Raw genomic sequence first — 23616 nt, forward strand, 5'->3', positions numbered from 1 at the left:
CCGCGCACCGATGTCCACGAGTCTGCCGGCCACGGCAGGCATCGGGGCCAGCTCTCGGCTCACGACGGCGAGTCGGCCCCTCGCGGCCGGCACCGCAAGCCGGTCTCGGCCTCGGTCGAGGAGACCGAGTCGAGGGCCTGAGACGTACGACGCGCGGCCCCGCTCACCCTGGAGGGTGGGTGGGGCCGCGGTCCGTTTCCGGTCTACTCCCGCTTGAGGCCCAGCACTTCGGCCGCCGCGAACGTCTCCTGCGGCGGCCGGGCCGCGTAGTGCGGGGTGAGCAGCGCGTCCAGTTCGTCGTAGGTGAAGGTCTCCTGCTTGCTGTCGAACTTGGCCTGCACGCGCGGTCGTTCGACGATGGCGACCATCCCGCCGTGGACGACGAGCAGTTGGCCGTTGACGCGGGCGGCGGCCGGTGAGGCGAGGTAGCCGACGAGCGGCGCGACATGCTCGGGGGCGAGCGGGTCGAGCCCTGCGTCGGGGGGTTCGAGGCCCGCGAAGACGTCCTCGGTCATCCGGGTGCGGGCGCGCGGGCAGATGGCGTTCGCGGTGACGCCGTACTTGGCGAGGGCGAGGGCCGTGGAGGTGGTGAGGCCGACGATGCCGCCCTTCGCGGCCGCGTAGTTGGGCTGTCCGGCCGAGCCCGCGAGGAACGCCTCCGAGGAGGTGTTCACGATCCGCCCGTACACCGGCCCTCGCGCCTCCTTGGAGCGTGCGCGCCAGTGCGCGGCGGCGAAGTGGGTCGTGTTGAAGTGGCCCTTGAGGTGGACCCGGATGACGGCGTCCCACTCCCCCTCGGTCATCGAGAAGACCATGCGGTCGCGCAGGATGCCCGCGTTGTTGACGAGGATGTCGAGCTTGCCGCACTCCGAGATCGCCAACCCGACCAGTTCCCCGGCCTGTCGGAAGTCGGCGACGTCCCCGGTGTGGGCGAGCGCCTTGCCGCCCGCGGCGCGGATCTCGGCGGCGACCTCCTCGGCGGGGCCGGCGGAGGCCTCGCCGGAGCCGTCCCGGCCGGGCTGTCCGTAGTCGTTGACGACGACGGTGGCGCCCAGCCGGGCGAGTTCGAGCGCCTCGGCCCGGCCGAGCCCCCGGCCGGCCCCGGTGACGACGGCGGACAGCCCTTCAAGTGGCAGTGACATCCCCGCGGTTCCCCTCAGATCTCTATGCAGGTGCGGAGCGAGGTGCCGGTCCGCATCTGGTCCAGGGCCTCGTTGATGTCGGCCAGCGGGACGCGGTGGGTGATCAGGCTCGCCAGATCCACCCGCCCGGCCCGCCACAGGGCGATGGTCCGCTCGTAGGAGGTCAGGACGTCGCCACCGCCGTACAGGGACGGCAGGATCCGCTTCTCGTCGAAGAACAGCTCGAACATGTTGAGTTGGAGGTTGTCGTCCATGGCGCCCGCGCCGACGACGACCAGGGTGCCGCCGCGCCGCGTGTTGTCGTACGCCGCCCGGGCGGTGGCCGATTTCCCGACCACCTCGAAGACGTAGTCGAAGCCCTCGCCCGCGGTGACCTGCTGCTTGGCGTCGGCCAGCTCCTCGGGGGAGACGGCCCTGGTGGCACCGAACGTGAGGGCGGCCTCGCGGCGGGAGGGGACCGGGTCGACGGCGACGATCTCCGCCGCGCCCTTGAGCCGGGCGCCCTGGATCGCGGAGATGCCGACGCCGCCGCAGCCGATGACGGCGACCGACGAACCGGCGGCCACGTCGGCGGTGTTGAGGGCGGCGCCGAGCCCGGTGGTCACCCCACAGCCGATCAGCGCGGCGATGTCGAAGGGCACGTCGTCGGGGATCGGTACCGCGCAGCCGGCGTCGACGACGACCTCCTCGGTGAAGGTGCCGGTGCCTGCCATGCCGAAGACGTCTCCGGCGGGGCGCTTGAAGTTGGGGGTGCCGGCGTTCATGAACCCGGCCAGACACAGCTCGGTCTGCCCCCGCCTACAGGCGGGACAGGCGCCGCAGGCGGGCAGCCAGCAGACGACGACCCGGTCGCCGGGCTTGAGATGGCCGACGCCCTCCCCGACGTCGAGGATCTCGCCCGCGCCCTCGTGGCCGGGCACGAAGGGTGCCGGCTGCGGCAGCACCCCGCTCATCCCGGACAGGTCGGAGTGGCACAGCCCCGCGGCCCGTACCCGTATCCTCACCCGCCCGGGACCGAACCCCACCGCCTCGACGTCGTCGAGGACCTCCAGCTTGTCCTGGCCGATCTCGTGCAGTACGGCTGCGCGCATGGTGCGGCTCCCCTCGACGGCGCCTCGACGGCGGTGGACTCAGGTGTGTCGGACGACGGTGTCGGCGAGCACGGGCGCGTCGTCCCGCTCGACGGCGCTCACGGCGACCCGGACGGACTCCGCGCCGGACCACATCCGGATGCGCAGGGTCTCCCCCGGGTACACGACCCCGGCGAACCGGGTGTCGTAGGACCGCACCCGGGTCACGTCGCCGCCCAGCAGCGTGTCGACGACCGCCTTGAGCGCGATGCCATAGGTGCACAGCCCGTGCAGGATGGGTCGCTCGAACCCGGCGACCTTGGCGAACTCGGGGTCGGCGTGCAGCGGGTTCCAGTCGCCGGAGAGGCGGTAGAGCAGCGCCTGGTCCTCACGCAGCCGCCGCTCGACGACCCGGTCGGGCTCCCCCGCGGGCGGTTCCAGCCGTCCGGACGGCCCGCGGTCGCCGCCCCACCCGCCTTCCCCGCGTACGAAGATCTGGGCGTCGTTGGTCCACAACGGGCCCTCGGCGTCGGCGACTTCGGTGCGCATGACGAGGACGGCGGCCTTGCCCTTGTCGTGCACGGCGGCGATCCGGCCGGTGGCGGTCGCGGTGCCCTCGACCGGGAGGGGGCGGTGGACGGTGAGCGACTGGCCGCCGTGCAGGACCTTGGCGAGGTCGACCTCGACGCCGGGCATGGACAGGCCGCTGATCACGCCGGGTGAGCCGGAGCCGGCGACGGTGGCGAAGCTCGGCAGGACGTGCAGGCGTGACTCGAGGGTGTAGCGCAGTTCGTCCGGGTCCGTCGCCGGGACGCCCGCTCCGATGCCGAGGTGGTAGAGCTGCACGTCCTTGGAGTTCCAGGAAATCTCGCCGGTCCGGGGTTCGGCGGCTACGGCCTTCGCGGCATCGATGGGCATGGGACTCCCGGGGCTCGCTCGCGGTTCGGAGACCTCGGTACGGCCGTCCGCACCGTCGGCCGCACCGAGGTCGTTCACAGGGCCGCGCCTACGCGCTCGTTCTAGAACGCGTTCCAGTACGGCGACCCCTGTATAGCCCAGCTCCCGGCAGTTGTGAAGTCTGCTGACGGCATGTCAGATACTCGGTGGCGCTCAGGAGCCCGTGACATCTGTACCGCCGGTTTCCGTACAAGCGCCTCTGCCGCGCAGGTGGACGGGTTCGTAGCGTGGGAGACATGACACAGGGGAACGGGAACGGGTCGTGGTCGTGCCGCACTGAGGCCTGGCGGGCGGCACGGGCGGGCCGGAGGCCGGGCAGCGAGCGGTTCGAGGCCGGCCAGCGCACCGCGCGCCGGGGCGGCAGGGCGACCGAGGACCCGGGTCCGCCGCCCACCGGCTTCTCGCTGCTGCCCTGGCTGCTGATGGGCATGGGCGCCTTCTCCCACCTCTTCCAGGCCGGCACCGCACAGCCCTGGCTGGGCGGCCTGGGGCTGCTCACCTTCAACTCCCTCTACATCTACGTGGTCTTCCGTGCCTTCGTGAAGGAGAAGCGCGAGGCCCGCTCGACCCGGGTGGCGTTGGTCCTGATGGGCCTGGTCACCTGCGGCCTCGCGATCGGCTACGGCGGCAACTGGCTGTTCTTCTTCCCCCTGCTCGGTCTCGCCGCGGGCGCGGTGACCCGGGGGCCGTGGCTCGGCCGGGTCGGACTCGGCCTGACCGGGCTCGCCGTGGCCGTCTCCGCGGTCCGGGAGGGCTGGGACGCGGTGAGCATCGGCTACGGCACGTTCCTGTCCACGATGGTGACCGCGGCGATCCTCTCCCTCTCCGAGGCGGTACGCGAACTGCGGGCCGCCCGCGAGGAACTGGCCCGGCGCGCGGTCGAGGAGGAGCGCATGCGCTTCTCCCGCGATCTGCACGACCTGCTCGGCCACACCCTGTCGGTGATCGTGGTGAAGTCCGAGGCCGCCCGCCGACTCGCCCCGCGCGACATGGACGCGGCCCTCGCCCAGGTCACCGACATCGAGTCCGTCGGCCGCCAGGCGCTGACGGAGATCCGGGAGGCGGTGACCGGGTACCGCGACGGCAGCCTCGGCACCGAGCTGGAGCGGGCGTGCTCGGCCCTGGAGGCCGCGGCCATCGAGCCCGTCGTACGGCACTCCGGGCCCCCGCTCACCGCCCAGACCGAGACGCTGCTGAGCTGGGTGGTACGGGAGGCGGTGACCAACGCGGTGCGGCACAGCGGGGCTTCTCACTGCGAGATCTCCGTCGAGCGGACGGCGGAAGGGGTGCGGCTGCGGATCGAGGACGACGGACGGGGGTGTACCGGCGGGGCGGGCACGCGGGAGGAGGCGGGAGCGGCGGGCGCGGATGCGGGTGCGGGTGCGGGTGCGGTAGTCACGGGTAAGGCGGGGACGCCGGGCACGGGTCTGAAGGGGCTCGCGGAACGGCTCGCGGCGGCGGGGGGACGGTTGGAGGCGGGACCGGGGACGGGGCCGAGGCGGGGGTTCGTGGTGACGGCCGAGCTGCCGGCGGAGGTGGAGGCGGAGGACGAGGTGGCGGTGGGCCGGTGGGGTGGCGGAGGCCATTGACGGGGCCGCGGGGGCGGCGACGGGACGGCGAGGGGGGTTGGTGCGGACGGCCCGGGGTTGGCGCGGTACGGCCGGGGTCGGCGACGGGACGGCGGGCGCGGGCCTCCACGTGTACGGAGCCGCAATCCCGATGGCCACACCAAGCCCGCCACCGGAGGCCGAAGCCAGCCGGTCAACCCCGGGGACGAGCCGCGGTGTGCGTGTCAGAAGTGGGTCGCGATCCCGAAGACCCGGCGCAGCTGCGCCATGTCGTGGCGGTCGCGTTCCGTGGGGTCGTAGCCCTGGTGGAAGTACACCTGCTGCTCGGCGGAGAGGCAGGGCACGGGTGTCCTCCCGATCGTGCCGGTCGTGAAGGCCGACGCGGGGTAGCGGAAGGGCTTCCCCGGGTCGGGCGAGGCCTGTTCCGCGGAGCCGTCCGCGCCGAACACGAGCGGGTGCAGGTCGATCTCCCTCCCGTCCGGGGCGCTGACCACGAACCGCACGGGCCGCTGGTCGAGGCTCTCCGCGAACCCGGCCCCGGCGAGCGCGGCGACCACCGTGGGCTCCTGCTCCCGCCGGTGCATCAGGTCCAGGTCCCGGTGGTCCCGGGTCCGCTCACCGACCAGCGCGTCGATCCCCCAGCCACCCCCGACCCAGACCTCCACGTCCGCCCGCCGCAGCAGGGCGAGGACGCTCAACACGTCGTCGGCTGTCATCACTTGAGGCAAGGTACCTGCGCAGTCCCCGCGCGACACCGGGACGGCACCGACCCCGCAGGGGCCGCCCGCACCAAGCCCGGCGCCGCTCCGGGCGCACCCCGTCCCCGCGCCCTACCCTTGGCCCGTGAACGAGATGCCCCGGGACCACCGGCCCGCCAAGTCCATCAGGGTCCTGCTCGCCGAGGACCAGGGGATGATGCGGGGCGCGCTCGCGCTGCTGCTGGGGATGGAGGCGGACATCGAGGTCGTGGCCCAGGTGGGAACCGGCGACGCGATCGTGGACGCGGCGCTGATCCACCGTCCGGACGTCGCGCTCCTCGACATCGAACTGCCCGGCAGGAGCGGCCTCGACGCCGCCGCCGACCTCCGCGACCAGGCACCCGACTGCCGGGTGCTGATCCTGACCACCTTCGGCCGCCCCGGCTACCTCCGCCGGGCCATGGAGGCCGGTGCCGCGGGCTTCCTGGTCAAGGACGGCCCGGTCGAGGAACTGGCCTCCTCGATCCGCCGGGTCCTGATCGGGGAGACGGTCATCGACCCCGCCCTGGCCGCGGCCGCCCTCAGCGCCGGCCCCAACCCGCTCACCGCCCGGGAGTGCGACGTACTGAGCGCCTCGGCGGACGGCGCGACGGTCGCCGACATCGCGTCCGCCCTGCACCTCTCCGAGTCCACCGTCCGCAACTACCTCTCCTCCGCCATCGGCAAGACCGGCACCCGCAACCGCACGGAAGCACTGCGGGAGGCCCGGCACCAGGGGTGGCTGTAGGCACCCTCGTTCGGCCCGGCGCCCGCCACCCCTCCGCCCTAGCTCACCGCCGTCACGCTCGCCCCCTCGTACTCCGTCCCCTGCGGTGCCCGGCACACGAACCAGTCCACCGGGGAGCCTTTCTTAGATGTCTGAAGGAGTCCATGGACCGCCCGGACCGTTGCCTCGGTTCGACGACTTCGTGGAAGTTCCTCCTGCCGGGGACCGAGACCGACGGCCTACGCCTTCGCGGTAACCCCTCGCGGCAGCCACACCAGCATCAGCAGCAACCCGGCGACCAGTACGCCGGTCCCGGTCCGGAACACCAGGGCGTACCCCTCCGTCAGCGCCTCCGGGCTCGTGCTTCCCGCCGTCCGTGCCGCCGCGATGGTCGACATCACCGCGAGCCCCAGCGAGCCGCCCATCGTGCGCGAGGTGTTGACCAGGCCCGACACCAGTCCGGCCTCCCCCGGCGCCGCCCCCGAGGTGGCGAGCGCGGCCAGCGGTGTGGTCGCCAGGCCCGCGCCCAGCATCATCAGGATCCCGGGGCACATGACCGCCACCACGTACCCGCCGTCCACGGTCAGCGTCGACTGCCAGCCGAAGCCCGCCGCCGCCACGCCGGTCCCGAGCATCGCCACCAGCCGCGCGTCCAGGGCCCGCATCAGCCGCGGCGCCACCTTCGAGCCCAGGATCACGGCGAGGGAGCTCGGCACCAGCGCGATCCCGGCCTCCAGGGGCGAGTAGCCGAGCACGTTCTGGGCGTACAGCGTCATGAAGAACCACATGCAGAACATGGCCGAGCCGGACAGGAACATGGCCACGTTCGCCGAGGCCACCGGCCGCAGCCGCAGCAGTCCCAGGGGCATCAGCGGCGCCGCCGTACGCGCCTCGACCAGCAGGAACGCGGCGACCAGCACGGCGCCGAGCAGCAGCGCGAGCACCGTCGCCGGCGAGGTCCAGCCCCCGGCCTCGGACTGGGAGATGCCGTAGGCCAGGGTGGCCAGCCCCGCTGTCACCAGTACGGCGCCGGGCAGGTCGAGGCGGCGCCCGTCACCGGCCCGGCTCTCGGTCAGCCACCGCAGGGACCCGAGCAGCAGGAGGGCGCCGACCGGCACGTTGATGAGCAGCGTCCAGCGCCAGGACCACACGTCGACCAGCGCGCCGCCGACGAGTCCGCCGGCCGCGCCGCCACCGCCGCCGACCGCGGTCCAGGTGGCGATGGCACGCGCGCGTGCGGGTCCTTCGGGGACGGCGGAGGTGACGATGGTCAGCGTCGAGGGTGCCAGCACCGCCGCGCCGAGGCCCTGCACGGCCCGTGCGAGCAGCAGCTGCCAGCCGTCCTGGGCCAGTCCGCCGGCCAGCGAGGCCAGGGTGAACAGGCCGAGCCCGACCAGGAACATCCGCTTGCGGCCGTAGAGGTCACCGGCCCGCCCGCCGAGCAGCATGAATCCGGCGAAGGCGATCGCGTACGCGTTGACGACCCATTGCAGGCCCTGCTCGTCGAGGCCGAGGTCGGCCCGGATCGAGGGCAGTGCCACGTTGACGACGGAGACGTCGAGCACGACGAGGAACTGCCCGGCGCACGCGAGCGCGACGAGCACCCAGGCGGGCGGCGTGGCGCGGCGGCGGGCGGGGGCGGAGACTTCGGCGGCTGCGGGCATGGATGTCATGCTCTCAACCGCCGGACGCTCCTGGCATCGGGATATGGGCGTAGGACCGAGGCCGCACGGGGGCCGCGAAAGCGCCTGCGGCCGGCGCGGGAGGGCCGTACCGGGTCGTAGGAGGGGCGTAGGAGAGGCGTAGGAGGGGCCTAGGAGAGGTCTACGTCAAGAGAAGATAAAGAAATCGTTAGCTGCGCAAAACATCGGAATAGTTGCCCCGGCACACCGAGTTCCTTACGCACATGAGACCTACCCCGACCGACCAGCCCACCCGCGCGAGCAGCAGCGCCGTCGTCCCGGTGCTCGCCTTCGCGGGCATCGTCGTCGCGGTGATGCAGACCCTGCTCGTCCCGGTCATCAAGGACCTGCCGCAGCTCCTGGACACCGCCCCCAGCAACGCCACCTGGGTTTTGACCTCCACCCTCCTGTCGGGCGCCGTGGCCACGCCGATCATGGGCCGTCTCGGCGACCTGTACGGCAAGCGCCGGATGCTGATCGCGAGCCTCGCGGTGATGGTGGTCGGCGCGCTGGTCAGCGCGGTCACCAGCGATCTGATCCTGATGATCGTCGGCCGTACCCTCCAGGGCTTCGCGATGGGCGCGATCCCGCTCGGCATCGGCCTGATGCGCGACATGCTGCCCCGCGAGAAGCTCGGCTCGTCGATGGCCCTGATGAGCTCCTCGATCGGCGTCGGCGGCGGTCTCGCCCTGCCTCTGGCCGCCCTGATCGCCCAGCACGCCGACTGGCACGCCCTCTTCTACGGCGCCGCCGGCCTCGGCGTGCTCTCGATCGTCCTCACCCTCCTCGTCGTACCGGAATCCCCCATGCGCGCCGAGGGCTCCTTCGACGTGCTCGGCGCGCTCGGTCTCTCCACCGGACTGGTCCTGTTCCTGCTGCCCATCACCAAGGGCAGCGACTGGGGCTGGACCTCGGGCACCACGCTCGGCCTGTTCGCCGCGTCGGCCCTCGTGCTGCTCCTGTGGGGCGTCTTCGAGCTGCGCGCCAAGGCCCCCCTCGTGGACCTGCGCACCACGGCCCGCCCCGCCGTGCTCTTCACCAACCTGGCGTCGATCATGGTCGGGGTCAGCTTCTACGTCGTCTCGCTGGTCCTTCCGCAGCTGCTCCAGCTCCCGAAGGCCACCGGCTACGGCCTCGGTCAGTCGATGGTCGTGGCGGGCCTGCTGGTCGCCCCGCTCGGCCTGACGATGATGTTCACGGCACCCGTCTACGCCCGCCTGTCCGCGAAGTACGGCCCCAAGTCCACCCTCATCCTCGGCATGCTGATCATCGCGATCGGCTACGGCGCGGGCCTCGGCCTGATGAGCGCCGCCTGGCAGAGCCTGGTCATCGCCGTCGTCCTCGGCGCCGGCATCGGCCTCGCCTACTCCTCGCTCCCCGCCCTGATCGTCGGCGCGGTCCCGGCCTCGGAGACGGGCGCCGCGAACGGCCTGAACACGCTGATGCGTTCCATCGGTACGTCGGTGTCGAGCGCCGTCATCGGCATGGTGCTGGCCAATACCGCGGACACCGTGAACGGCGTCGAGATCCCGACCATGCACGGCTTCCGCGTCTCCTTCCTCATCGCAACCGGCGCGGTGGCGATCGGCCTGCTGATGGCCCTGTTCCTGCCGAAGCCGAACCGCGCCCCCCAGCTGCGGGCGAGCAGCGAGGAGGACGCCAACCTGGAGCGCGCCGAGGAAGTACTGCGCGGCTTCCGCGGCCGTGTCCTGGACGCCTCCGGCACGCCGGTGCCGCGCGCCAAGGTCACGCTCATCGACCGCCGCGGCCGCCAGGCGGGGGCGACGCTGTCCGACGAGGACGGCGGATACGCGCTCGCCGTTCCCGCGCAGGGCTCGTACGTGCTCGCCGCGAAGGCCTCCGGCCACGGGCCGCTCGCCTCGGCCGCCTCGCACGCGGGCGATGACACCGCCGTCGACCTGGACCTCTCCCTGCCAGGCGAGACGGTGACCGCCTGACCCGCCGCCACCGCACCCCCTGTCCTCCACGTGACGGGGGGTGTGGTGCACCATGGGGCGCCCACATCCTCGTACGACCGAAAGGGACCCCATGACCGTGGCCCCCCAGCCCGAGATCCTCGCCGCGTTCGAGGCCGCGAAGGGGTTCATGCCCATGGACGAGGGGCTCGCCCTGTACGCGGCGGCGGTCGAGGCCGGGCGCCTCGGGCTCCCGCTCCTCGAAGTCGGTACGTACTGCGGGCGCTCGGCGATCCTCCTCGCCGACGCGGCCCGCGCGGCCGGGGTGACCGCCCTGACCGTCGACCACCACCGCGGCAGCGAGGAGCAGCAGCCCGGCTGGGAGTACCACGACCCCGAGACGGTGGACCTGGAGCTCGGGCGGATGGACACGCTGCCGACGTTCCGCAGGACGCTGCACCGCGCCGGCCTGGAGGACCACATCGTCGCCCTCGTCGGGCGCTCCCCGCAGGTGGCGAAGGTCTGGGGCACCCCCCTGGGCCTGGTCTTCATCGACGGCGGCCACACGGACGAGCACGCGAACGCCGACTACGAGGGCTGGGCGCCCCATGTGGCGGAGGGCGGGCTGCTGCTCATCCACGACGTCCACCCGGACCCGAAGGACGAGTTCACCGGGCAGGCCCCATACCGGGTCTATCTGCGGGCGCTGAGGTCGGGGGCGTTCACGGAGGTCTCCGCCACGGACACGCTGCGGGTGCTGCGGCGGACGGGTGCGGGGGTCTGAGGTCCGTTCGAACGGAACCCGCTCGGCGGCAGTGGCCCTGCTGTACCCCGGCTTCGCCGCCAGGTCCTGTCGTCAGTTTCCCGTCGTTCGCCCGGAGGGCGGGGCGCGCGGCGTCTGGTGCGTGCGATCGCAAGGCGCCGGGCCGTCCGCGTGGCGGAGTCACGTGGGCGGTCCGGCAACGCGGCGAGGGCGCGTGCCAGACGTCGCACGGCAGGCGGGAAACCGACGACAGGCCCTAGGGTGGCTGTCGTGTCGTACGTAGGCCCGGACTTCGATCCTCCCCAGCCCCGCCGCTCCCGGCGCCGTCCCCTGACCGTCGCGGTCGCCGCACTGGTGCCGGGCGCGCTGCTCGGGTGGCTGGTGTACGAGACGGTGGGCGGATCCGGGGGAGGTTCCGGGGAGGCGGTGGGGACGCCGGCGTCGTCGTCGAGCGCGCCCGCGACTTCCACGGCCGCCACGACGTCCTCGGGCTCGGCGTCCGCCACGGACGACGCGAAGCCGAGCCCCACGCCCACGACGTCCGCGCCGGCCGCCTCCGGTCCGCTCAAGGGCAGGGTCGTCGTCATCGACCCGGGCCACAACCCCGACAACTTCCAGCACACGGCCGAGATCAACAAGCAGGTGAACATCGGCACGACCTGGAAGGAATGCGACACCACGGGCACGTCCACCAACTCCGGTTACACCGAGGCCAGGTTCACCCTCGACGTCGCTCACCGGCTGCGCACGCTGCTCCAGCAGCAGGGCGCCACGGTGAAGTTGACCCAGGACGGCGACCGGTCGTACGGCCCGTGCATCGACGAGCGGGCGCGGATCGGCAACAAGGCGGGCGCCGACGCGGTGGTGTCGATCCACGCGGACGGCGCGGGCGCGGGCCAGCGCGGCTTCCACGTCATCCTCCCCGGCAAGGTCAAGGCGGGCGGCGCCGACACCGGTCCGATCGTCGCCGCCTCCGCCGACCTCGGCGAGCGCATCGCCGGCAACTTCGTCCGCGTGACGGGCAGCGCCCCCTCCAACTACGTCGGTGACGGCACCGGTCTCGTCACGCGTAAGGACCTGGGCGGTCTCAATCTGTCAACGGTTCCCAAGGTGTTCATCGAGTGCGGCAACATGCGCGATAGCAAGGACGCGGCACAGCTGACCAGCGGTGCCTGGCGGCAGAAGGCGGCACAGGGGATCTCTGAAGGAATCGTGAGTTTCCTGCGCGGCTAGAGGTCCACGGGTCGATCCCTGCGGACAGCCTCGTCGGACGGACGATAAGGTCGTCTTTACGATGAGGGGCCACCCCCGCGCTTCACACCGGGGCCTGACGGCGACATGGTGACAGCGACGCCTCCAGCGATGCCGACGACGAGACGACTGAACCGAAGGACTCCTTGAAGTGAATATCCGCTCCCTCACTCGAGGCGACGGCGTGGTGATCGGAGCAGCGGTGTTGCTCTTCATCGCGTCGTTCCTCGACCTGTACAGCGTCCAGAACTACGACATCGACGTCAACGCCTGGGACAGCCTGGGCCTGGGCCTCGGCATCTACATGGCCGGGGTCATCGGGGCCGTCCTGATCGTGGTCAACCGCTGCCTGCCGCAGCCGCGCAAGGTCGCCGGCCTGGATCTCGGCACGGTCGGCACGGCCTTCGCGGTGCTCACCGCGTGGAGCCTGTTCTGGTCGCTGGTGGACTCCGGTGAGAACACCGACTCCGGCGCCGGTCTCATCCTCGGCTTCATCGCCGCGCTCCTGCTGGCCGCGGCCGCCATCGCCACGCCGCTGCTGCCCGCCCTCCAGGGCACCCTGATCCCCGCCTCCCGCCCGCACGCCCCCCAGCCCTACGGCGCCCAGCCCCCCGGTGGTTACGGCTACCCGGGCGCCGGCGCTCCGCAGCCCGGCCAGCCCTTCGGCGGTCAGCCGCAGCCGGGGCAGCCGTACGGTGGTCAGCCGCAGCCGGCTCCGTCCCAGCCCCAGCCGCAGCCCCAGGCGCCGCAGCCGACCGGGGACTTCTCCCCGTTCTGGTTCGCGGTTCCGGTGCCGCGTCCGCTGTTCGCGGAGGACGGCTCGCCGTCGCCCATCGCCGAACTCGCGCCGGGCACCTGGTACCTGGCCGTGGAGCAGCGCGGCGCCAACCTGGTCGCCCAGACGCAGGACGGCCGTCGCGGCGTCCTCCAGGACACCTCGGGGATCCAGCGCGGCTGACCCGGACTCAACGTACGGCCCCTCGCCCTTCCCGGCGGGGGGCCGTTGTCGTACAGTCGCCTCCCGTCCCCGGCTGACACCCCGTCAGGAGGCAGGCATGCGGCTCGGTCTCGCGCTCGGCTACTGGGGGCGTGGCCCCGACCCGCGGCAGGTGGAGCTGGCACGGGAGGCGGAGCGGCTCGGCTACGACTCGGTCTGGACGGCCGAGTCCTGGGGGTCCGACGTCTTCACGCCCCTCACCTGGATCGCCGCCCGGACCTCAAGGATCAAGCTGGGTACGGCCGTTGCCCAGATGGCGGCGCGCTCCCCCACCACGACGGCCATGCACGCCCTGACCCTGGACCACCTGTCCGGCGGCCGCGTGATGCTCGGGCTGGGCCTGTCGGGACCGCAGGTGGTGGAGGGCTGGTACGGGCGACCGTTCCCGAGGTCGCCGCTGACCGCGACACGGGAGTACGTCGACGTCGTACGCCAAGTCCTCAGACGCGAGGCGCCGGTCGAGCTCGCGGGCCGCTTCCACGCGCACCCCTACCGCGGCGCTGACGCCACCGGCCTCGGCAAACCCCTCAAGCCCATCACCCACCCCCTGCGCCCCGACCTCCCGATCCTCCTGGGCGCCGAAGGTCCCAAGAACGTGGCCCAGACGACCCGTATCGCCGACGGCTGGCTGCCCCTGTACTGGTCGCCGACCCGCCCCGAGGTCTACGAGGCCTCCCTCACCGACGCCCCCGACGGCTTCCTCATCGCCCCCATGGCCCAGGTGCGGGTCTGCGACGACGTGCGCGAGGGGCTGCTCCCCGTGAAGACCATGCTCGGCTTCTACATCGGCGGCATGGGCCACGCGGCCCGCAACTTCCACGCCGACCTGATGGCGCGCATGGGGTACGAGGAGGCGGCGCGGCGGATTCAGCGGCTGTTCCTGGAGGGGCGCAGGGAGGAGGCGGTGCTGGCCGTGCCGGACGCCTTCGCCGACGAGATCTCCCTGGTCGGACCACGCGAACGCATCGCCGAGCGGCTGGAGTCGTGGCGCGAGGGGCCGGTGACGGACCTCCTCGCCCTGGCGCCGGACCCCGAGACCATGCGGGTCCTCGCGGAACTCAACTCGTAGGCACACAGGTTTGATTCAGTCAAGTGCGGCAACCCGACGGTCATGTCCTCTCGATATCGCGGTGCCAACTCGGCCGGCACGATCATTGCGATCGTCGCCGACATCATGGCCTTCATCCTGGGCCTGTGGATCCTGATGTACCTGCTGGACGCGAACCGCGCGAACGACTTCGTGCAGTTCATCCATGACGCCGCCCGCTGGCTGGCGGGCTGGTCGCACGACCTGTTCACGTTCGACGAGGCGTGGGCCCGGGTCGTCGCCGGTTACGGACTGGCGGCCGTGGTCTACCTGTTCGTCGGACACGCCATCGCCAACCGGGTCCACCGCCACTGACCCGTATCGCTCAGTCGCAGCAGTCCGGGTCCAGCCCGGTCGGCAGGTGTTCGCCCCCGAACACCGCGCACGTCGCCTCGTGGCCGCCCAGCGCGGCGACCGCGAGGAGCAGGGAACCGGCCGTCCACGTGGTCAGTTCCCGCGGCCAGACGGCATCGTCGTCGAAGACGTAGCCGGTCCAGTACAACCCGCTCTCCGGGTCCCGCAGATGCTGGATCGCCTGGAGGATCTCCAGCGCGCGGTCGGACTCGCCCATCGCCCAGAGCGCGAGGGCGAGTTCGGCCGACTCGCCGCCCGTCACCCACGGGTTGGGGACCACGCAGCGCACCCCGAAGCCGGGCACGACGAAGCGGTCCCAGTCCGCCTCGATACGCCCCTTGGCCTCCGCGCCCGTGAGCGCGCCGCCCAGCACCGGGTAGTACCAGTCCATCGAGTAGCGGTTCTTGTCCAGGAACCGCTCGGGGTGCCGGCGGATGGCGTGCCGGAGCATCCCCACCGCCAACTCCCAGTCCGGCTGCGGCTCTTCGCGCTGCTCGGCGATCGCCAGCGCGCACCGCAGCGCGTGGTGGATGGAGGAGGAGCCGGTCAGCAGCGCGTCGTTCGTGAACGTGCCGTCGTCCTCGCCCTTCCAGCCGATCTGGCCGCCGGGCTGCTGGAGTCGCAGGACGTACTCGATCGCCGCGTGGACCGCGGGCCACATCCGGTCCAGGAAGGTGTCGTCGCCCGTGGACAGGTAGTGGTGCCACACGCCGACCGCTATGTAGGCGACGAAGTTCGTCTCCCGGCCCCGGTCGGTGACGTCCGCGAAGTCCCCGTCCCGGTACGCCGCGTACCAGGATCCGTCCTCGTTCTGGTGCCGCGCCAGCCAGTCGTAGGCCCGCTCGGCGGCCTCGCGCTCACCCGCCGCGTCCAGGGCCATCGCGGCCTCGGTGTGGTCCCAGGGGTCGAGGTGGTGGCCGCGGAACCACGGGATGGCCCCGTCCTCCCGCTGCACGGCGAGGATGCCGGCGACGGTCTCGGCGGCCTGCTCGGCGGTCAACACCCCGGGCAGGACCAGGTGTTCGGTACGCGGAGTCGTCACCGCGCGTCCACCGCGGGGAGGTGGGGCTTGGTCGCGTACGCCACGAAGCTCTTGCCGATCAGCGGGTTGAGCGCCTGTTCGGCGACCCTCGTCGCCAGCGGCTTCTTCATGATGTCCCAGACCAGGAGCTTGTGGTACGCCTTCACCGGCAGCGCCTTGTCGTTGTCGACGCCGAACGCGCACTTCAGCCACCAGTACGGGGAGTGCAGCGCGTGGGCGTGGTGGGTGCCGTACGGCTTCAGACCGGCCTCGCGCATCTTCGCGAGCAGTTCGTCCGCCTTGTAGATGCGGATGTGGCCGCCCTCGACCTCGTGGTACGCGTCCGACAGCGCCCAGCACACCTTCTCGGGGCCGTAGCGCGGGACGGTGACGGCGATCCGGCCGCCGGGCCTGAGCACCCGGACCATCTCGGCGAGGACGCCCTTGTCGTCCGGGATGTGCTCCATGACCTCGGAGATGATCACGACGTCGAAGGACTCGTCGGGGAAGGGCAGCGCGAGGGCGTCGCCCTCCATGGCGGTGGCGGTGGCCCCCTCGGGCGCCTCTCCCGCCTCCTTCATCGCCGCGAACCACTTCGCGACCTCGCGGATCTCCTCGGCGTTCTGGTCCAGTGCCACGACCTGGGCGCCCCGCCGGTAGCACTCGAACGCGTGCCGGCCGGCTCCGCAGCCGAGGTCCAGGACGCGGTCGCCCGGGGCGAGCGGGAACCGGGAGAAGTCGACGGTCAGCACGTGGCCCTGCTTTCGGAAGAGACGCCTGCAACACTCACGGGGGCCGCGGAGCGGCCTGGGGGCTGGTCGGCGGAGCCGGTGAGGGCCTCGCGGTAGCGGGACACCGTGCCCTCGGCGGCTCTGGCCCAGGTGAACCGCGCCAGTACCCGCTCACGGCCCGCCCGGCCGAGCCGCGCTCTGAGCTCCGGGTCGCCGAGCAGACGGCTCAGGCCGGTCGCCAGGGCCCCGGAGTCGCCCGGTGGTACGGCCAGGCAGGTCTCCCCGTCCTGGCCGGCGACCTCGGGGATCGCTCCGCCGGTGGTCGCCAGGAGGGGGGTGCCCGTGGCCATCGCCTCGGCCGCCGGGAGCGAGAACCCCTCGTACAGGGAGGGCACGCAGGCCACTTCCGCCGAGCGGACCAGGTCGACCAGCTCCGCGTCGGAGATGCCCTTGACGAAGCGGACGGCGCCTTCGAGGCCGTAGCGCTCGATGGCCTGGGCGACGGGGCCGTCCTCGGCGCGCTTGCCGACGACGACGAGATGGGCGCCGGGGTGCTCGGTGCGGACCTTGGCGAGGGCCTCGACCAGGAAGACCAGGCCCTTGAGCGGGACGTCCGCGCTGGAGGTGGTGACGATCCGGCCGGGGATCACGGCCACCGCCGGATCCGGCGAGAAAAGGTCGGTGTCGGCGCCGATGTGGACGACGTGGATCCGGTCCTCGCGGACGCCGAGGTGTTCGACGATCTCCTGGTGCGAGGTGCCGGAGACGGTCAGGACCGAGGGGAGCCTGCGGGCCACCCGCTTCTGCATGGTGGTGAAGGCGTACCAGCGCCGCTTGGCCCAGCGCTGGCCCCAGCTCTCGGCCGCGTCCAGCTCCAACTGGCGGTCCACGGTGATGGGGTGGTGGATCGTGGTGACCAGCGGGGCGCCGATGTCGCCCAGGAGGCCGTAGCCCAGCGTCTGGTTGTCGTGGACGACGTCGAACTCGCCGCGCCGGGCGCGCAGATGGCGGCGGGCGCGCAGCGAGAAGGTCAGCGGTTCGGGGAAGCCGCCGGTCCACATGGTCGCGACCTCGAGCGCGTCGATCCAGTCGCGGTACTCGTCACGCCCGGGGGTGCGGAACGGGTCCGGGGAGCGGTAGAGGTCGAGGCTCGGCAGCTCGGTGAGAGCGAGGCGGCCGTCGATGTCGTCGCCCTCGTCGAGGACGGGGTAGGGCTGGGAGCCGATGACCTCGACGCGGTGGCCGAGACGGGCCAGCTCACGGGAGAGGTGGCGGACGTAGACGCCCTGGCCACCGCAGAACGGGTTTCCCTTGTAGGTGAGGAGGGCGATGTTGAGCGGTCGCTCGCCGTCCGCGGCCGGGTCCCCCTGGGACCCCGTCCGACTGGCCTCAGCGGTCACTCCCGGCCCCCTTCTTCCCTGCTGTTTCCCGCGAGATTACGCCGGGACGCTAATCTAGAACAAGTTTCAGACTTGATCGTTCAAGAGGCTCTGAATCTACCGGCAGGTAGGAGCGGTGTGAGCAGTGGATCAGGTGATTCACGCCACGACGGGACCCTGCCATGCTGTGTGATCACCCGCCCTCACCGACTGTCACGGAACGGGACCCATGCCTGCGGAAGTCAGCACCCAGCGCCCCGCCGCCCCGCCGCTCACCGAGCGCCAGGAGGCCCGTCGTCGTCGCATCCTGCACGCGAGCGCGCAGCTTGCCAGCCGGGGCGGTTTCGACGCGGTGCAGATGCGTGAGGTCGCGGAGTCCTCGCAGGTGGCGCTCGGCACGCTGTACCGCTACTTCCCGTCCAAGGTGCATCTGCTGGTCGCCACGATGCAGGACCAGCTGGAGCACATGCACGGCACGCTGCGCAAGAAGCCGCCGCAGGGCGACTCGGCGGCGGAGCGGGTGGCGGAGACGCTGATGCGCGCGTTCCGAGCCCTCCAGCGCGAGCCGCATCTCGCCGACGCGATGGTGCGCGCCCTGACCTTCGCCGACCGCAGCGTCTCCCCCGAGGTCGACCAGGTCTCCCGCCAGACCACGGTGATCATCCTGGACGCGATGGGCCTGGCGGACCCCACCCCCGAGCAGCTCTCCGCGGTCCGCGTCATCGAGCACACCTGGCACTCGGCCCTGATCACCTGGCTGTCGGGGCGCGCCTCCATCGCCCAGGTCAAGATCGACATCGAGACGGTGTGCCGCCTGATCGACCTGACGGCGCCCGGCGACTAAGCCACCGGCTCCAGTCCGCTCCAGCTCCGGCCGAGCACCGTCTGTCCCGCCCACTCCTGAAGCAGCCGTCGCGCCTCTTCCTCGGGCGCCGCGAGCGAGACCTGCTGGGCTCCCGCGTCGGCGGACCGCTGCTGCTCGTGCGTGCCCTCGGAGCAGCACGCGCAGAGCATCCGTACGGAACTGGCGGGCTCGGCGCCGTAGCCGTGCGTGGTGAACAACGTGAGCAGCGCCTCCAGGTCGGCCCGCTCCCCGGCGTTCACCGTGACCTCCAGGGTGGGCAGCTGGGAGGCCGTGAAGAGCAGCAGTTCGTCGAAGACGGGGAACGTCGTGCCCTCGACGATCCGCTCGCCGTTCGGCACACCGTCGTGCACGACGATCTCGCCGAACCGCCGGCCGCCTGTGACGGGCACGTTGACCACGCGTCCGCGCGTGGGACACAGCCGCTCGACCCACACGACCTCCTGCTGCCCGCCGGTGTTCAGTCGTACGCACGCGCTCCCGAAGCTGCCGTCGATCTCGCCCTCGCCGTCGGGGAGTTCGATGCCGAATCCCTTCCACGCGTCCCGCGCGGTCGTCCAGTCCCGCTGAATGGTCGCCGCGATGCCGAGGTTCCAGTACGCCGGATCGCCTTCGCCGCGCGGGGCTCGGGCGGCGGCCTCGCGGCCGAGTTCGTACGCCTTCGACCAGTTGCGCAGGAACTTGTGAGCGAGCGCGGCGTCGTACCACCACGTCGCGCTCTGCCTCTCGTCCGGGAAGTGCCCGAGGACCTGCTCGAACGCCTCCGCGGCCCGCAGCCACTCCTCCGCGTCCCACGCCTCGTACGCCCGCTCGATGAGCTGCTTGGCCTCGGACTTCTTCACACCCACTCCAACGGTCCCTCGATGACGACCGCTGGAGCGTAAGCCTTCACTCCTCCGGCGGGAACACCGGCTCCCCGCTCCCCAGCAGCGTGATCATGATCGCCTCCACCGGGCAGCTCTCCGCCGCCGCGAGGATCTTCTCGTTGGCGTCCGTCTCCGGTTCGACCGGGTGGGACTGGCGGCCCGCGTCGAGGTGGAAGGCGTCGGGGGCGTGGTGGACGCACTGGGCCGAGCCGATGCAGAGGGAACGGTCGACCTCGACCTGCCAGCGGTCGCCCACGGCCGCTCACCCCTCCCAGCCGGCCGGGAGGTGGATCATCTTGTGCTCCAGGTACTCGCTGAAGCCCTCGGGGCCGAACTCCCGCCCCAGACCGGAGTTCTTGTAGCCGCCGAACGGGCCGAGCATGTCCAGGCTGAAGGTGTTGACGGAGTAGGTGCCGGTACGGACCTGGCGCGCGACCTCGATGCCATGGGCCACGTCCGCCGTCCACACGCTGCCGGACAGGCCGTAGTCCGAGTCGTTGGCGATCTTCAGGGCCTCGGACTCGTCACCGTAGGGAAGCAGGCAGATCACGGGGCCGAAGATCTCCTCCCGCGCGATCCGCATGGAGTTGTCGACGTCGCCGAAGAGGGTGGGCTCCACGTACCAGCCGCGGTCCAGGCCGGGCGGACGGCCGCCGCCGGCGAGGATCTTGGCACCCTCCTCCTGGCCGATGCGGATGTAGTCGAGGTTCCGGCGCTGCTGGCGCCGCGCCACCAGCGGGCCCACCTGCGTCGCGGGGTCCAGCGGGTCGCCGACGACCAGGGCGTTCGCCGCCGCCGTGAAGGCGTCCGCGAACTCGTCGTAGCGGGAGCGCGGCAGGAGGATGCGGGTCTGGGCGACGCACGCCTGGCCGTTGTTCATCCAGGCCGCCGAGACGATCCCGGGGACGGAGGTCTCGATGTCCGCGTCCGGTAGGACGACCGCCGCCGACTTGCCGCCCAACTCCAGTGTCACGCGCGTCAGATGGCGTGACGCCACCTCCATCACCCGCTTGCCGGCCGCCACCGACCCGGTGAAGGAGACCTTGTCGACGCCCGGGTGCCCGACCAGGTACTCGCTGACCTCCCGGTCGGCGGGCAGGATCGACAGCACGCCCTCCGGCAGCCCGGCCTCGCGCGTGATCTCGGCCAGGAGATAGGCGTCCAGCGGCGACTCGGGCGACGGCTTGAGCACCACCGTGCAGCCGGTGAGCAGCGCGGGCGCGAGCTTGGCGGCGGCGACGAACTGCGGGACGTTCCAGGGGGCCACGGCCGCGACGACGCCGACCGGTTCACGCCGGACCAGGATCCTGCCGAGGACGCCGTCGCGCTGCTCCTCGTAGGTGAAGTCCCGCGCGACCGTGATCGCCGCGTCCCACACCATCATCGCGCCGAGCGCCTGCGCCAGGACGCTCCAGGAGTACGGGGAGCCGTTCTCGGAGGAGATGACGCGGGCGATCTCCTCGTGCCGGGTGAGGATGCCGTCCTTGATGCGGGTGACGACCTCGACGCGCTCGTCGAGCGTCATGCGCGGCCAGGGTCCGTGGTCGAAGGCCGCGCGCGCCGCCGCGACGGCCCGGTCCACGTCCTCGGCCGAGGCGTGCGGGACCCGTCCGATGACCTCCTCGGTGTGCGGGGAGATCACCTCGATCACGTCCTTGCCCAGGGGGTCGGTCAACTCCCCGCCGATGAACAGCTGTCCGTGTTCCACGAGCTCGGTCATCGCGACTGCCTCCCCGGGAGCTGACTCTGACGGTTCATCAGATACCGGAACTGATACCAGCTCCCCTCGGAGGAGTCCACAGCGGCGAACGGACCAGAAGGGTGACCGGGGCTCCCATCGAAACCCGTTCTAGTTATAGTGACCGGAACGCGGAGACGGGGGAGCCCATGACGCAGTCGGTGCCACAGCCCGAACCGGCGGTCGGCGATCACGGCGGAGGCGTCCGCTCCCTGCGGGTCCCCATCCCCGACAACCCCCTGGGCTGCACGCTCGTCTACGTCGTCGACACCGACCGCGGCCCGGTCCTCGTCGACACCGGCTGGGACGACCCGGCGTCCTGGGACACCCTCACCGCGGGACTGACGGCACTGGGCACGACGGTCGGCGAGATCCACGGCGTGGTGATCACCCATCACCATCCCGACCACCACGGACTGTCGGGCAAGGTCCGTGAGGCCTCCGGCGCCTGGATCGCGATGCACGCGGCGGACTCGGCGATCGTCCGCCGCACCCGCGAGACCGACGCCGGCCACTGGCTGTCGTACATGTCGGCCAAGCTGACCGCGGCCGGCGCCCCCGAGGAGCACGTGGCGCCGCTGCGCGCCGGCCGGCCCCGCCGGCTCCCCGGCTTCTCCCCCGCCCTCCCCGACCGCGAGATCGTTCCCGGCGAACTCCTGGACCTCCCCGGCCGCCGGCTGCGCGCGATCTGGACGCCGGGCCACACCCCGGGCCATGTCTGCCTGCACCTGGAGGAGGAGCACCCCGCCCGACTCCCCGGCCACGGGCGGCTGTTCTCCGGCGACCACGTACTCCCCGAGATCACCCCGCACATCGGCCTGTACGAGGACCCCGACGACGCCACCGTCACCGACCCGCTCGGCGACTACCTCGACTCCCTGGAACGCGTCGGCTGTCTCGCCCCCGCGGAGATCCTCCCCGCCCACCAGCACGCGTTCACCGACGCGCCCGCCCGCGTACGGGAGTTGCTCGCCCACCACGAGGAGCGGCTGACCGGACTGCTGGCCCTGCTCGCGGCGCCGCTGACCCCGTGGCAGCTCGCCGAGCGCATGGAGTGGAACCGGCCGTGGGACCAGATCCCCTACGGATCACGGAACATCGCGGTCTCGGAGGCCGAGGCCCATCTGCGGCGGCTGGTGAAGCTGGGGCGGGCGGAGGCGGTCGCGGGGAGCGAGCCGGTGGCATACGTGGCGGTGACGGTCCCGAATGTGACCTGAGCCGCGCCCCCTCCTCGGTGGTCATCGGGCGGCGCGGGCCCGATGGCTCGAACGGTCGCCCCGGCCGGCCTGCGGCTGCTACACAGGATCATGGACCCCATCGAGCGACTCCTCGCCGAGCGCGCCTGCGAGCGCCTCATCGTCGATCTCGTCCGCCGCCTCGATCTCGGCGAACCCGGCTCCGTCGCCGAGCTGTTCACCGAGGACGGCAGCTGGGAGTGGCCCTCTCCGGGCGGTGACGCGCGGCGGTTCCAGGGGCGGGCGGCACTGCGGGAGTACTTCGGCTCGCGCCCCGGCGACCGGCTCTCGCGGCGGGTGATGTCGAACATCCTGGTCACCGTCGACTCCGCCGACACGGCGAGCGCGACCTCGTACTTCACCACGTACCGCGTCGACGGCCACGACGGCGGCACGACCCCGATCCCCTCCGGGCCGCCGGTCCAGGTCGGGCACTACGAGGACACGTTCCGGCGTACGGCGGACGGGAGTTGGCTGCTGGCCTCCCGGGTGCTGCATCTGCCCTTCGGGGGCCCGACACCTCAGGCGTCCGGGGCGAGCGGGTAGTCGAGGAGGTCGGGCCGGACCATCCCCCCGCTTCTGGTCGCCGCAGCACAGGGTGTGACGGGTCCCGCTCACATCAATGAGCGGATCAAGTCCTCTGCGGTCCCGAGGAGTTCGGTCTCCGCCCGGCTCATCGTCGGGTTCAGCGCCCGCCGCCGACGTGCCGCGGCCAGCCCCTCCTCCGTGAGCCGCGAGGCGTCGGCGAGCAGGCCGGTCAGCATCGCCCGGGCCGGTGCGGCGAGCGGGGTGTCACCGACGGCGACCTGGGCGAGGATCACGGCGGACATGCCCCAGTCGAGAGCGGGGTCGCCCTCCTCGGCGTTGGCCCAGTCGATGACGTAGGGGCCGTCGGGCGTCAGCATCACGTTGTCCGGGTGCAGATCCAGGTGGACGACCCGCCCCGGCAGCGCGTGCAGCCGGCGCAGCAGCCCGGCGACCACCTCCCCCGCCTCCCGCGCGCCGATCCGTCCGGCGCCGAACGCCGTCAGCAGCGTCGGCCCGTGCAGCCGCTCCATCACCAGCTCGGTCCGTGAGGAGTCGGCGACCCGCACCCTCGGCACCGGGTACCCGTGCCCGCGCACCCGCTCCATGACGGCGGCCTCGGCGAGCGCGTCGCCGTGGCCGTCCCGGGTCCGCCGCAGCACCCACGCCTCGTCGATCTCGTACACGTCCGAGGCCCGCCCCGAGCCGATCAGTCTCCCCGTGCTCTCCACGACCCCGAAACTACCGCCGCTCACAGCCGCCCCTCGGCGGCTTCCTACGGCCCGGTACAGTGGCCGGGTCGTCATCACGCCCGTACGGGGGGAAGCCGGTGCAATTCCGGCGCTGACCCGCAACCGTAAGCCCTTCGCACCACGAGAGGGCGAGCCGGATCGCCCCGTACGGTCCCAGTGACCGGCTCACGCGCACCGGCAACCGGCCGGTGTGCGGCACCGTCGAGGCATACGGAGCCGAGCCGCCGGGGTGTCCCGCGCTGCCCGGCTCCCCTTT

General features: G+C 72.2%; 23 protein-coding genes and 1 riboswitch. Of the genes, 11 read left to right on the forward strand and 12 right to left on the reverse strand.

The annotated features are described in order from the left end of the window. Window positions 1–203: 203 nt before the first annotated feature. Genes ACZ56U_RS21365 through ACZ56U_RS21375 form a run of 3 tightly spaced genes read right to left on the reverse strand, consistent with a single transcriptional unit; the run spans window position 204 to window position 3130 of the window. Window positions 204–1142 carry a 3-oxoacyl-ACP reductase gene (locus tag ACZ56U_RS21365; protein ID WP_469085576.1) on the reverse strand — a complete coding sequence of 313 codons (939 nt, stop codon included), beginning with the start codon at window positions 1140–1142 and terminating at the stop codon, window positions 204–206. Between the two features lie 14 nt (window positions 1143–1156). Continuing rightward, window positions 1157–2233, reverse strand: coding sequence for a Zn-dependent alcohol dehydrogenase (locus ACZ56U_RS21370; protein ID WP_469085577.1), 1077 nt, complete (start codon window positions 2231–2233; stop codon window positions 1157–1159). A 39-nt stretch (window positions 2234–2272) separates the two neighbouring features. Continuing rightward, window positions 2273–3130: a MaoC/PaaZ C-terminal domain-containing protein gene (locus tag ACZ56U_RS21375; protein WP_469085578.1), complete on the reverse strand. Its 858-nt coding sequence runs from the start codon at window positions 3128–3130 to the stop codon at window positions 2273–2275. 275 nt (window positions 3131–3405) lie between these two features. Here ACZ56U_RS21375 and ACZ56U_RS21380 point away from each other — a divergent pair, with 275 nt between their 5' ends. Then, a complete protein-coding gene (locus tag ACZ56U_RS21380; protein ID WP_469085579.1) occupies window positions 3406–4758 on the forward strand; it encodes a sensor histidine kinase in 1353 nt (450 codons plus the stop codon). Window positions 4759–4961: 203 nt separating this feature from the next. On the opposite strand, the gene ACZ56U_RS21385 is transcribed toward ACZ56U_RS21380, so the two are convergent. After that, window positions 4962–5453: a nucleotidyltransferase domain-containing protein gene (locus ACZ56U_RS21385; protein WP_469085580.1), complete on the reverse strand. Its 492-nt coding sequence runs from the start codon at window positions 5451–5453 to the stop codon at window positions 4962–4964. A 136-nt stretch (window positions 5454–5589) separates the two neighbouring features. Here ACZ56U_RS21385 and ACZ56U_RS21390 point away from each other — a divergent pair, with 136 nt between their 5' ends. After that, entirely contained in the window at window positions 5590–6222 is a 633-nt protein-coding gene (locus tag ACZ56U_RS21390) for a response regulator (RefSeq protein ID WP_469085831.1), read from the forward strand. A gap of 218 nt (window positions 6223–6440) precedes the next feature. Here the strand turns inward: ACZ56U_RS21390 and ACZ56U_RS21395 are convergent, their stop codons facing one another. Next, entirely contained in the window at window positions 6441–7874 is a 1434-nt protein-coding gene (locus ACZ56U_RS21395; protein WP_469085581.1) for an MFS transporter, read from the reverse strand. Window positions 7875–8107: 233 nt separating this feature from the next. Between ACZ56U_RS21395 and ACZ56U_RS21400 the strand changes: the two genes are divergently transcribed. The 6 genes from ACZ56U_RS21400 to ACZ56U_RS21425 all read left to right on the forward strand — a co-directional run bounded on the left by ACZ56U_RS21400 (window position 8108) and on the right by ACZ56U_RS21425 (window position 14212). Continuing rightward, window positions 8108–9841, forward strand: a complete 1734-nt coding sequence (locus ACZ56U_RS21400) for an MFS transporter (protein WP_469085582.1) — start codon at window positions 8108–8110, stop codon at window positions 9839–9841. Window positions 9842–9932: 91 nt separating this feature from the next. Next, the gene (locus ACZ56U_RS21405) at window positions 9933–10583 is read left to right on the forward strand and encodes a class I SAM-dependent methyltransferase (protein WP_469085583.1); all 651 of its coding nucleotides are present in this window, start codon (window positions 9933–9935) and stop codon (window positions 10581–10583) included. 249 nt (window positions 10584–10832) lie between these two features. Next, window positions 10833–11795, forward strand: coding sequence for an N-acetylmuramoyl-L-alanine amidase (locus tag ACZ56U_RS21410; RefSeq protein WP_469085584.1), 963 nt, complete (start codon window positions 10833–10835; stop codon window positions 11793–11795). Window positions 11796–11997: 202 nt separating this feature from the next. Continuing rightward, complete coding sequence (locus tag ACZ56U_RS21415) at window positions 11998–12771, forward strand: DUF5336 domain-containing protein (RefSeq protein ID WP_469085585.1); 774 nt, start codon at window positions 11998–12000, stop codon at window positions 12769–12771. Window positions 12772–12868: 97 nt separating this feature from the next. Continuing rightward, complete coding sequence (locus tag ACZ56U_RS21420) at window positions 12869–13879, forward strand: LLM class F420-dependent oxidoreductase (protein ID WP_469085586.1); 1011 nt, start codon at window positions 12869–12871, stop codon at window positions 13877–13879. A 42-nt stretch (window positions 13880–13921) separates the two neighbouring features. Next, the gene (locus ACZ56U_RS21425) at window positions 13922–14212 is read left to right on the forward strand and encodes a hypothetical protein (RefSeq protein WP_469085587.1); all 291 of its coding nucleotides are present in this window, start codon (window positions 13922–13924) and stop codon (window positions 14210–14212) included. A 10-nt stretch (window positions 14213–14222) separates the two neighbouring features. On the opposite strand, the gene ACZ56U_RS21430 is transcribed toward ACZ56U_RS21425, so the two are convergent. Genes ACZ56U_RS21430 through ACZ56U_RS21440 form a run of 3 tightly spaced genes read right to left on the reverse strand, consistent with a single transcriptional unit; the run spans window position 14223 to window position 17403 of the window. Further along, complete coding sequence (locus ACZ56U_RS21430) at window positions 14223–15293, reverse strand: prenyltransferase/squalene oxidase repeat-containing protein (RefSeq protein WP_469085588.1); 1071 nt, start codon at window positions 15291–15293, stop codon at window positions 14223–14225. Further along, window positions 15290–16024, reverse strand: a complete 735-nt coding sequence (locus tag ACZ56U_RS21435; protein WP_327716797.1) for a class I SAM-dependent methyltransferase — start codon at window positions 16022–16024, stop codon at window positions 15290–15292. Before ACZ56U_RS21435 ends, ACZ56U_RS21430 begins: the two co-directional genes overlap by 4 nt. Beyond that, window positions 16018–17403, reverse strand: coding sequence for a glycosyltransferase family 4 protein (locus ACZ56U_RS21440; RefSeq protein WP_469085589.1), 1386 nt, complete (start codon window positions 17401–17403; stop codon window positions 16018–16020). Before ACZ56U_RS21440 ends, ACZ56U_RS21435 begins: the two co-directional genes overlap by 7 nt. A gap of 208 nt (window positions 17404–17611) precedes the next feature. Here ACZ56U_RS21440 and ACZ56U_RS21445 point away from each other — a divergent pair, with 208 nt between their 5' ends. Next, window positions 17612–18226, forward strand: a complete 615-nt coding sequence (locus ACZ56U_RS21445) for a TetR family transcriptional regulator (protein ID WP_469085590.1) — start codon at window positions 17612–17614, stop codon at window positions 18224–18226. On the opposite strand, the gene ACZ56U_RS21450 is transcribed toward ACZ56U_RS21445, so the two are convergent. The 3 genes from ACZ56U_RS21450 to ACZ56U_RS21460 are packed head-to-tail and all read right to left on the reverse strand — an operon-like array spanning window position 18223 to window position 20830. Further along, entirely contained in the window at window positions 18223–19086 is an 864-nt protein-coding gene (locus ACZ56U_RS21450) for a tetratricopeptide repeat protein (RefSeq protein WP_469085591.1), read from the reverse strand. The genes ACZ56U_RS21445 and ACZ56U_RS21450 overlap by 4 nt on opposite strands. Before the next feature lie 46 nt (window positions 19087–19132). After that, the gene (locus ACZ56U_RS21455; RefSeq protein ID WP_469085592.1) at window positions 19133–19366 is read right to left on the reverse strand and encodes a ferredoxin; all 234 of its coding nucleotides are present in this window, start codon (window positions 19364–19366) and stop codon (window positions 19133–19135) included. Window positions 19367–19372: 6 nt separating this feature from the next. Then, the gene (locus tag ACZ56U_RS21460) at window positions 19373–20830 is read right to left on the reverse strand and encodes an aldehyde dehydrogenase (RefSeq protein ID WP_469085593.1); all 1458 of its coding nucleotides are present in this window, start codon (window positions 20828–20830) and stop codon (window positions 19373–19375) included. A gap of 167 nt (window positions 20831–20997) precedes the next feature. Here ACZ56U_RS21460 and ACZ56U_RS21465 point away from each other — a divergent pair, with 167 nt between their 5' ends. Then, window positions 20998–22065 (forward strand): MBL fold metallo-hydrolase, encoded by a 1068-nt coding sequence (locus ACZ56U_RS21465; RefSeq protein ID WP_469085594.1) that lies wholly within the window; start codon window positions 20998–21000, stop codon window positions 22063–22065. Between the two features lie 90 nt (window positions 22066–22155). Beyond that, window positions 22156–22629 (forward strand): nuclear transport factor 2 family protein, encoded by a 474-nt coding sequence (locus ACZ56U_RS21470; protein ID WP_469085595.1) that lies wholly within the window; start codon window positions 22156–22158, stop codon window positions 22627–22629. Window positions 22630–22697: 68 nt separating this feature from the next. On the opposite strand, the gene ACZ56U_RS21475 is transcribed toward ACZ56U_RS21470, so the two are convergent. Then, a complete protein-coding gene (locus tag ACZ56U_RS21475; RefSeq protein ID WP_469085596.1) occupies window positions 22698–23363 on the reverse strand; it encodes a phosphotransferase in 666 nt (221 codons plus the stop codon). 17 nt (window positions 23364–23380) lie between these two features. Next, a riboswitch (cobalamin riboswitch) is annotated at window positions 23381–23521 on the forward strand. Window positions 23522–23616: the final 95 nt, after the last annotated feature.

It is taken from the genome of Streptomyces sp. NPDC034103 (genome assembly GCF_055575395.1).

Coding starts and splice junctions, on each gene's coding strand:
- ACZ56U_RS21380 (WP_469085579.1), top strand. CDS start 3,406: ATGACACAGGGGAACGGGAACGGGTCGTGGTCGTGCCGCACTGAGGCC.
- ACZ56U_RS21370 (WP_469085577.1), bottom strand. CDS start 2,233: ATGCGCGCAGCCGTACTGCACGAGATCGGCCAGGACAAGCTGGAGGTC.
- ACZ56U_RS21390 (WP_469085831.1), top strand. CDS start 5,590: ATGCCCCGGGACCACCGGCCCGCCAAGTCCATCAGGGTCCTGCTCGCC.
- ACZ56U_RS21400 (WP_469085582.1), top strand. CDS start 8,108: ATGAGACCTACCCCGACCGACCAGCCCACCCGCGCGAGCAGCAGCGCC.
- ACZ56U_RS21365 (WP_469085576.1), bottom strand. CDS start 1,142: ATGTCACTGCCACTTGAAGGGCTGTCCGCCGTCGTCACCGGGGCCGGC.
- ACZ56U_RS21375 (WP_469085578.1), bottom strand. CDS start 3,130: ATGCCCATCGATGCCGCGAAGGCCGTAGCCGCCGAACCCCGGACCGGC.
- ACZ56U_RS21395 (WP_469085581.1), bottom strand. CDS start 7,874: ATGACATCCATGCCCGCAGCCGCCGAAGTCTCCGCCCCCGCCCGCCGC.
- ACZ56U_RS21470 (WP_469085595.1), top strand. CDS start 22,156: ATGGACCCCATCGAGCGACTCCTCGCCGAGCGCGCCTGCGAGCGCCTC.
- ACZ56U_RS21460 (WP_469085593.1), bottom strand. CDS start 20,830: ATGACCGAGCTCGTGGAACACGGACAGCTGTTCATCGGCGGGGAGTTG.
- ACZ56U_RS21385 (WP_469085580.1), bottom strand. CDS start 5,453: ATGACAGCCGACGACGTGTTGAGCGTCCTCGCCCTGCTGCGGCGGGCG.
- ACZ56U_RS21445 (WP_469085590.1), top strand. CDS start 17,612: ATGCCTGCGGAAGTCAGCACCCAGCGCCCCGCCGCCCCGCCGCTCACC.
- ACZ56U_RS21425 (WP_469085587.1), top strand. CDS start 13,922: ATGTCCTCTCGATATCGCGGTGCCAACTCGGCCGGCACGATCATTGCG.
- ACZ56U_RS21405 (WP_469085583.1), top strand. CDS start 9,933: ATGACCGTGGCCCCCCAGCCCGAGATCCTCGCCGCGTTCGAGGCCGCG.
- ACZ56U_RS21465 (WP_469085594.1), top strand. CDS start 20,998: ATGACGCAGTCGGTGCCACAGCCCGAACCGGCGGTCGGCGATCACGGC.
- ACZ56U_RS21420 (WP_469085586.1), top strand. CDS start 12,869: ATGCGGCTCGGTCTCGCGCTCGGCTACTGGGGGCGTGGCCCCGACCCG.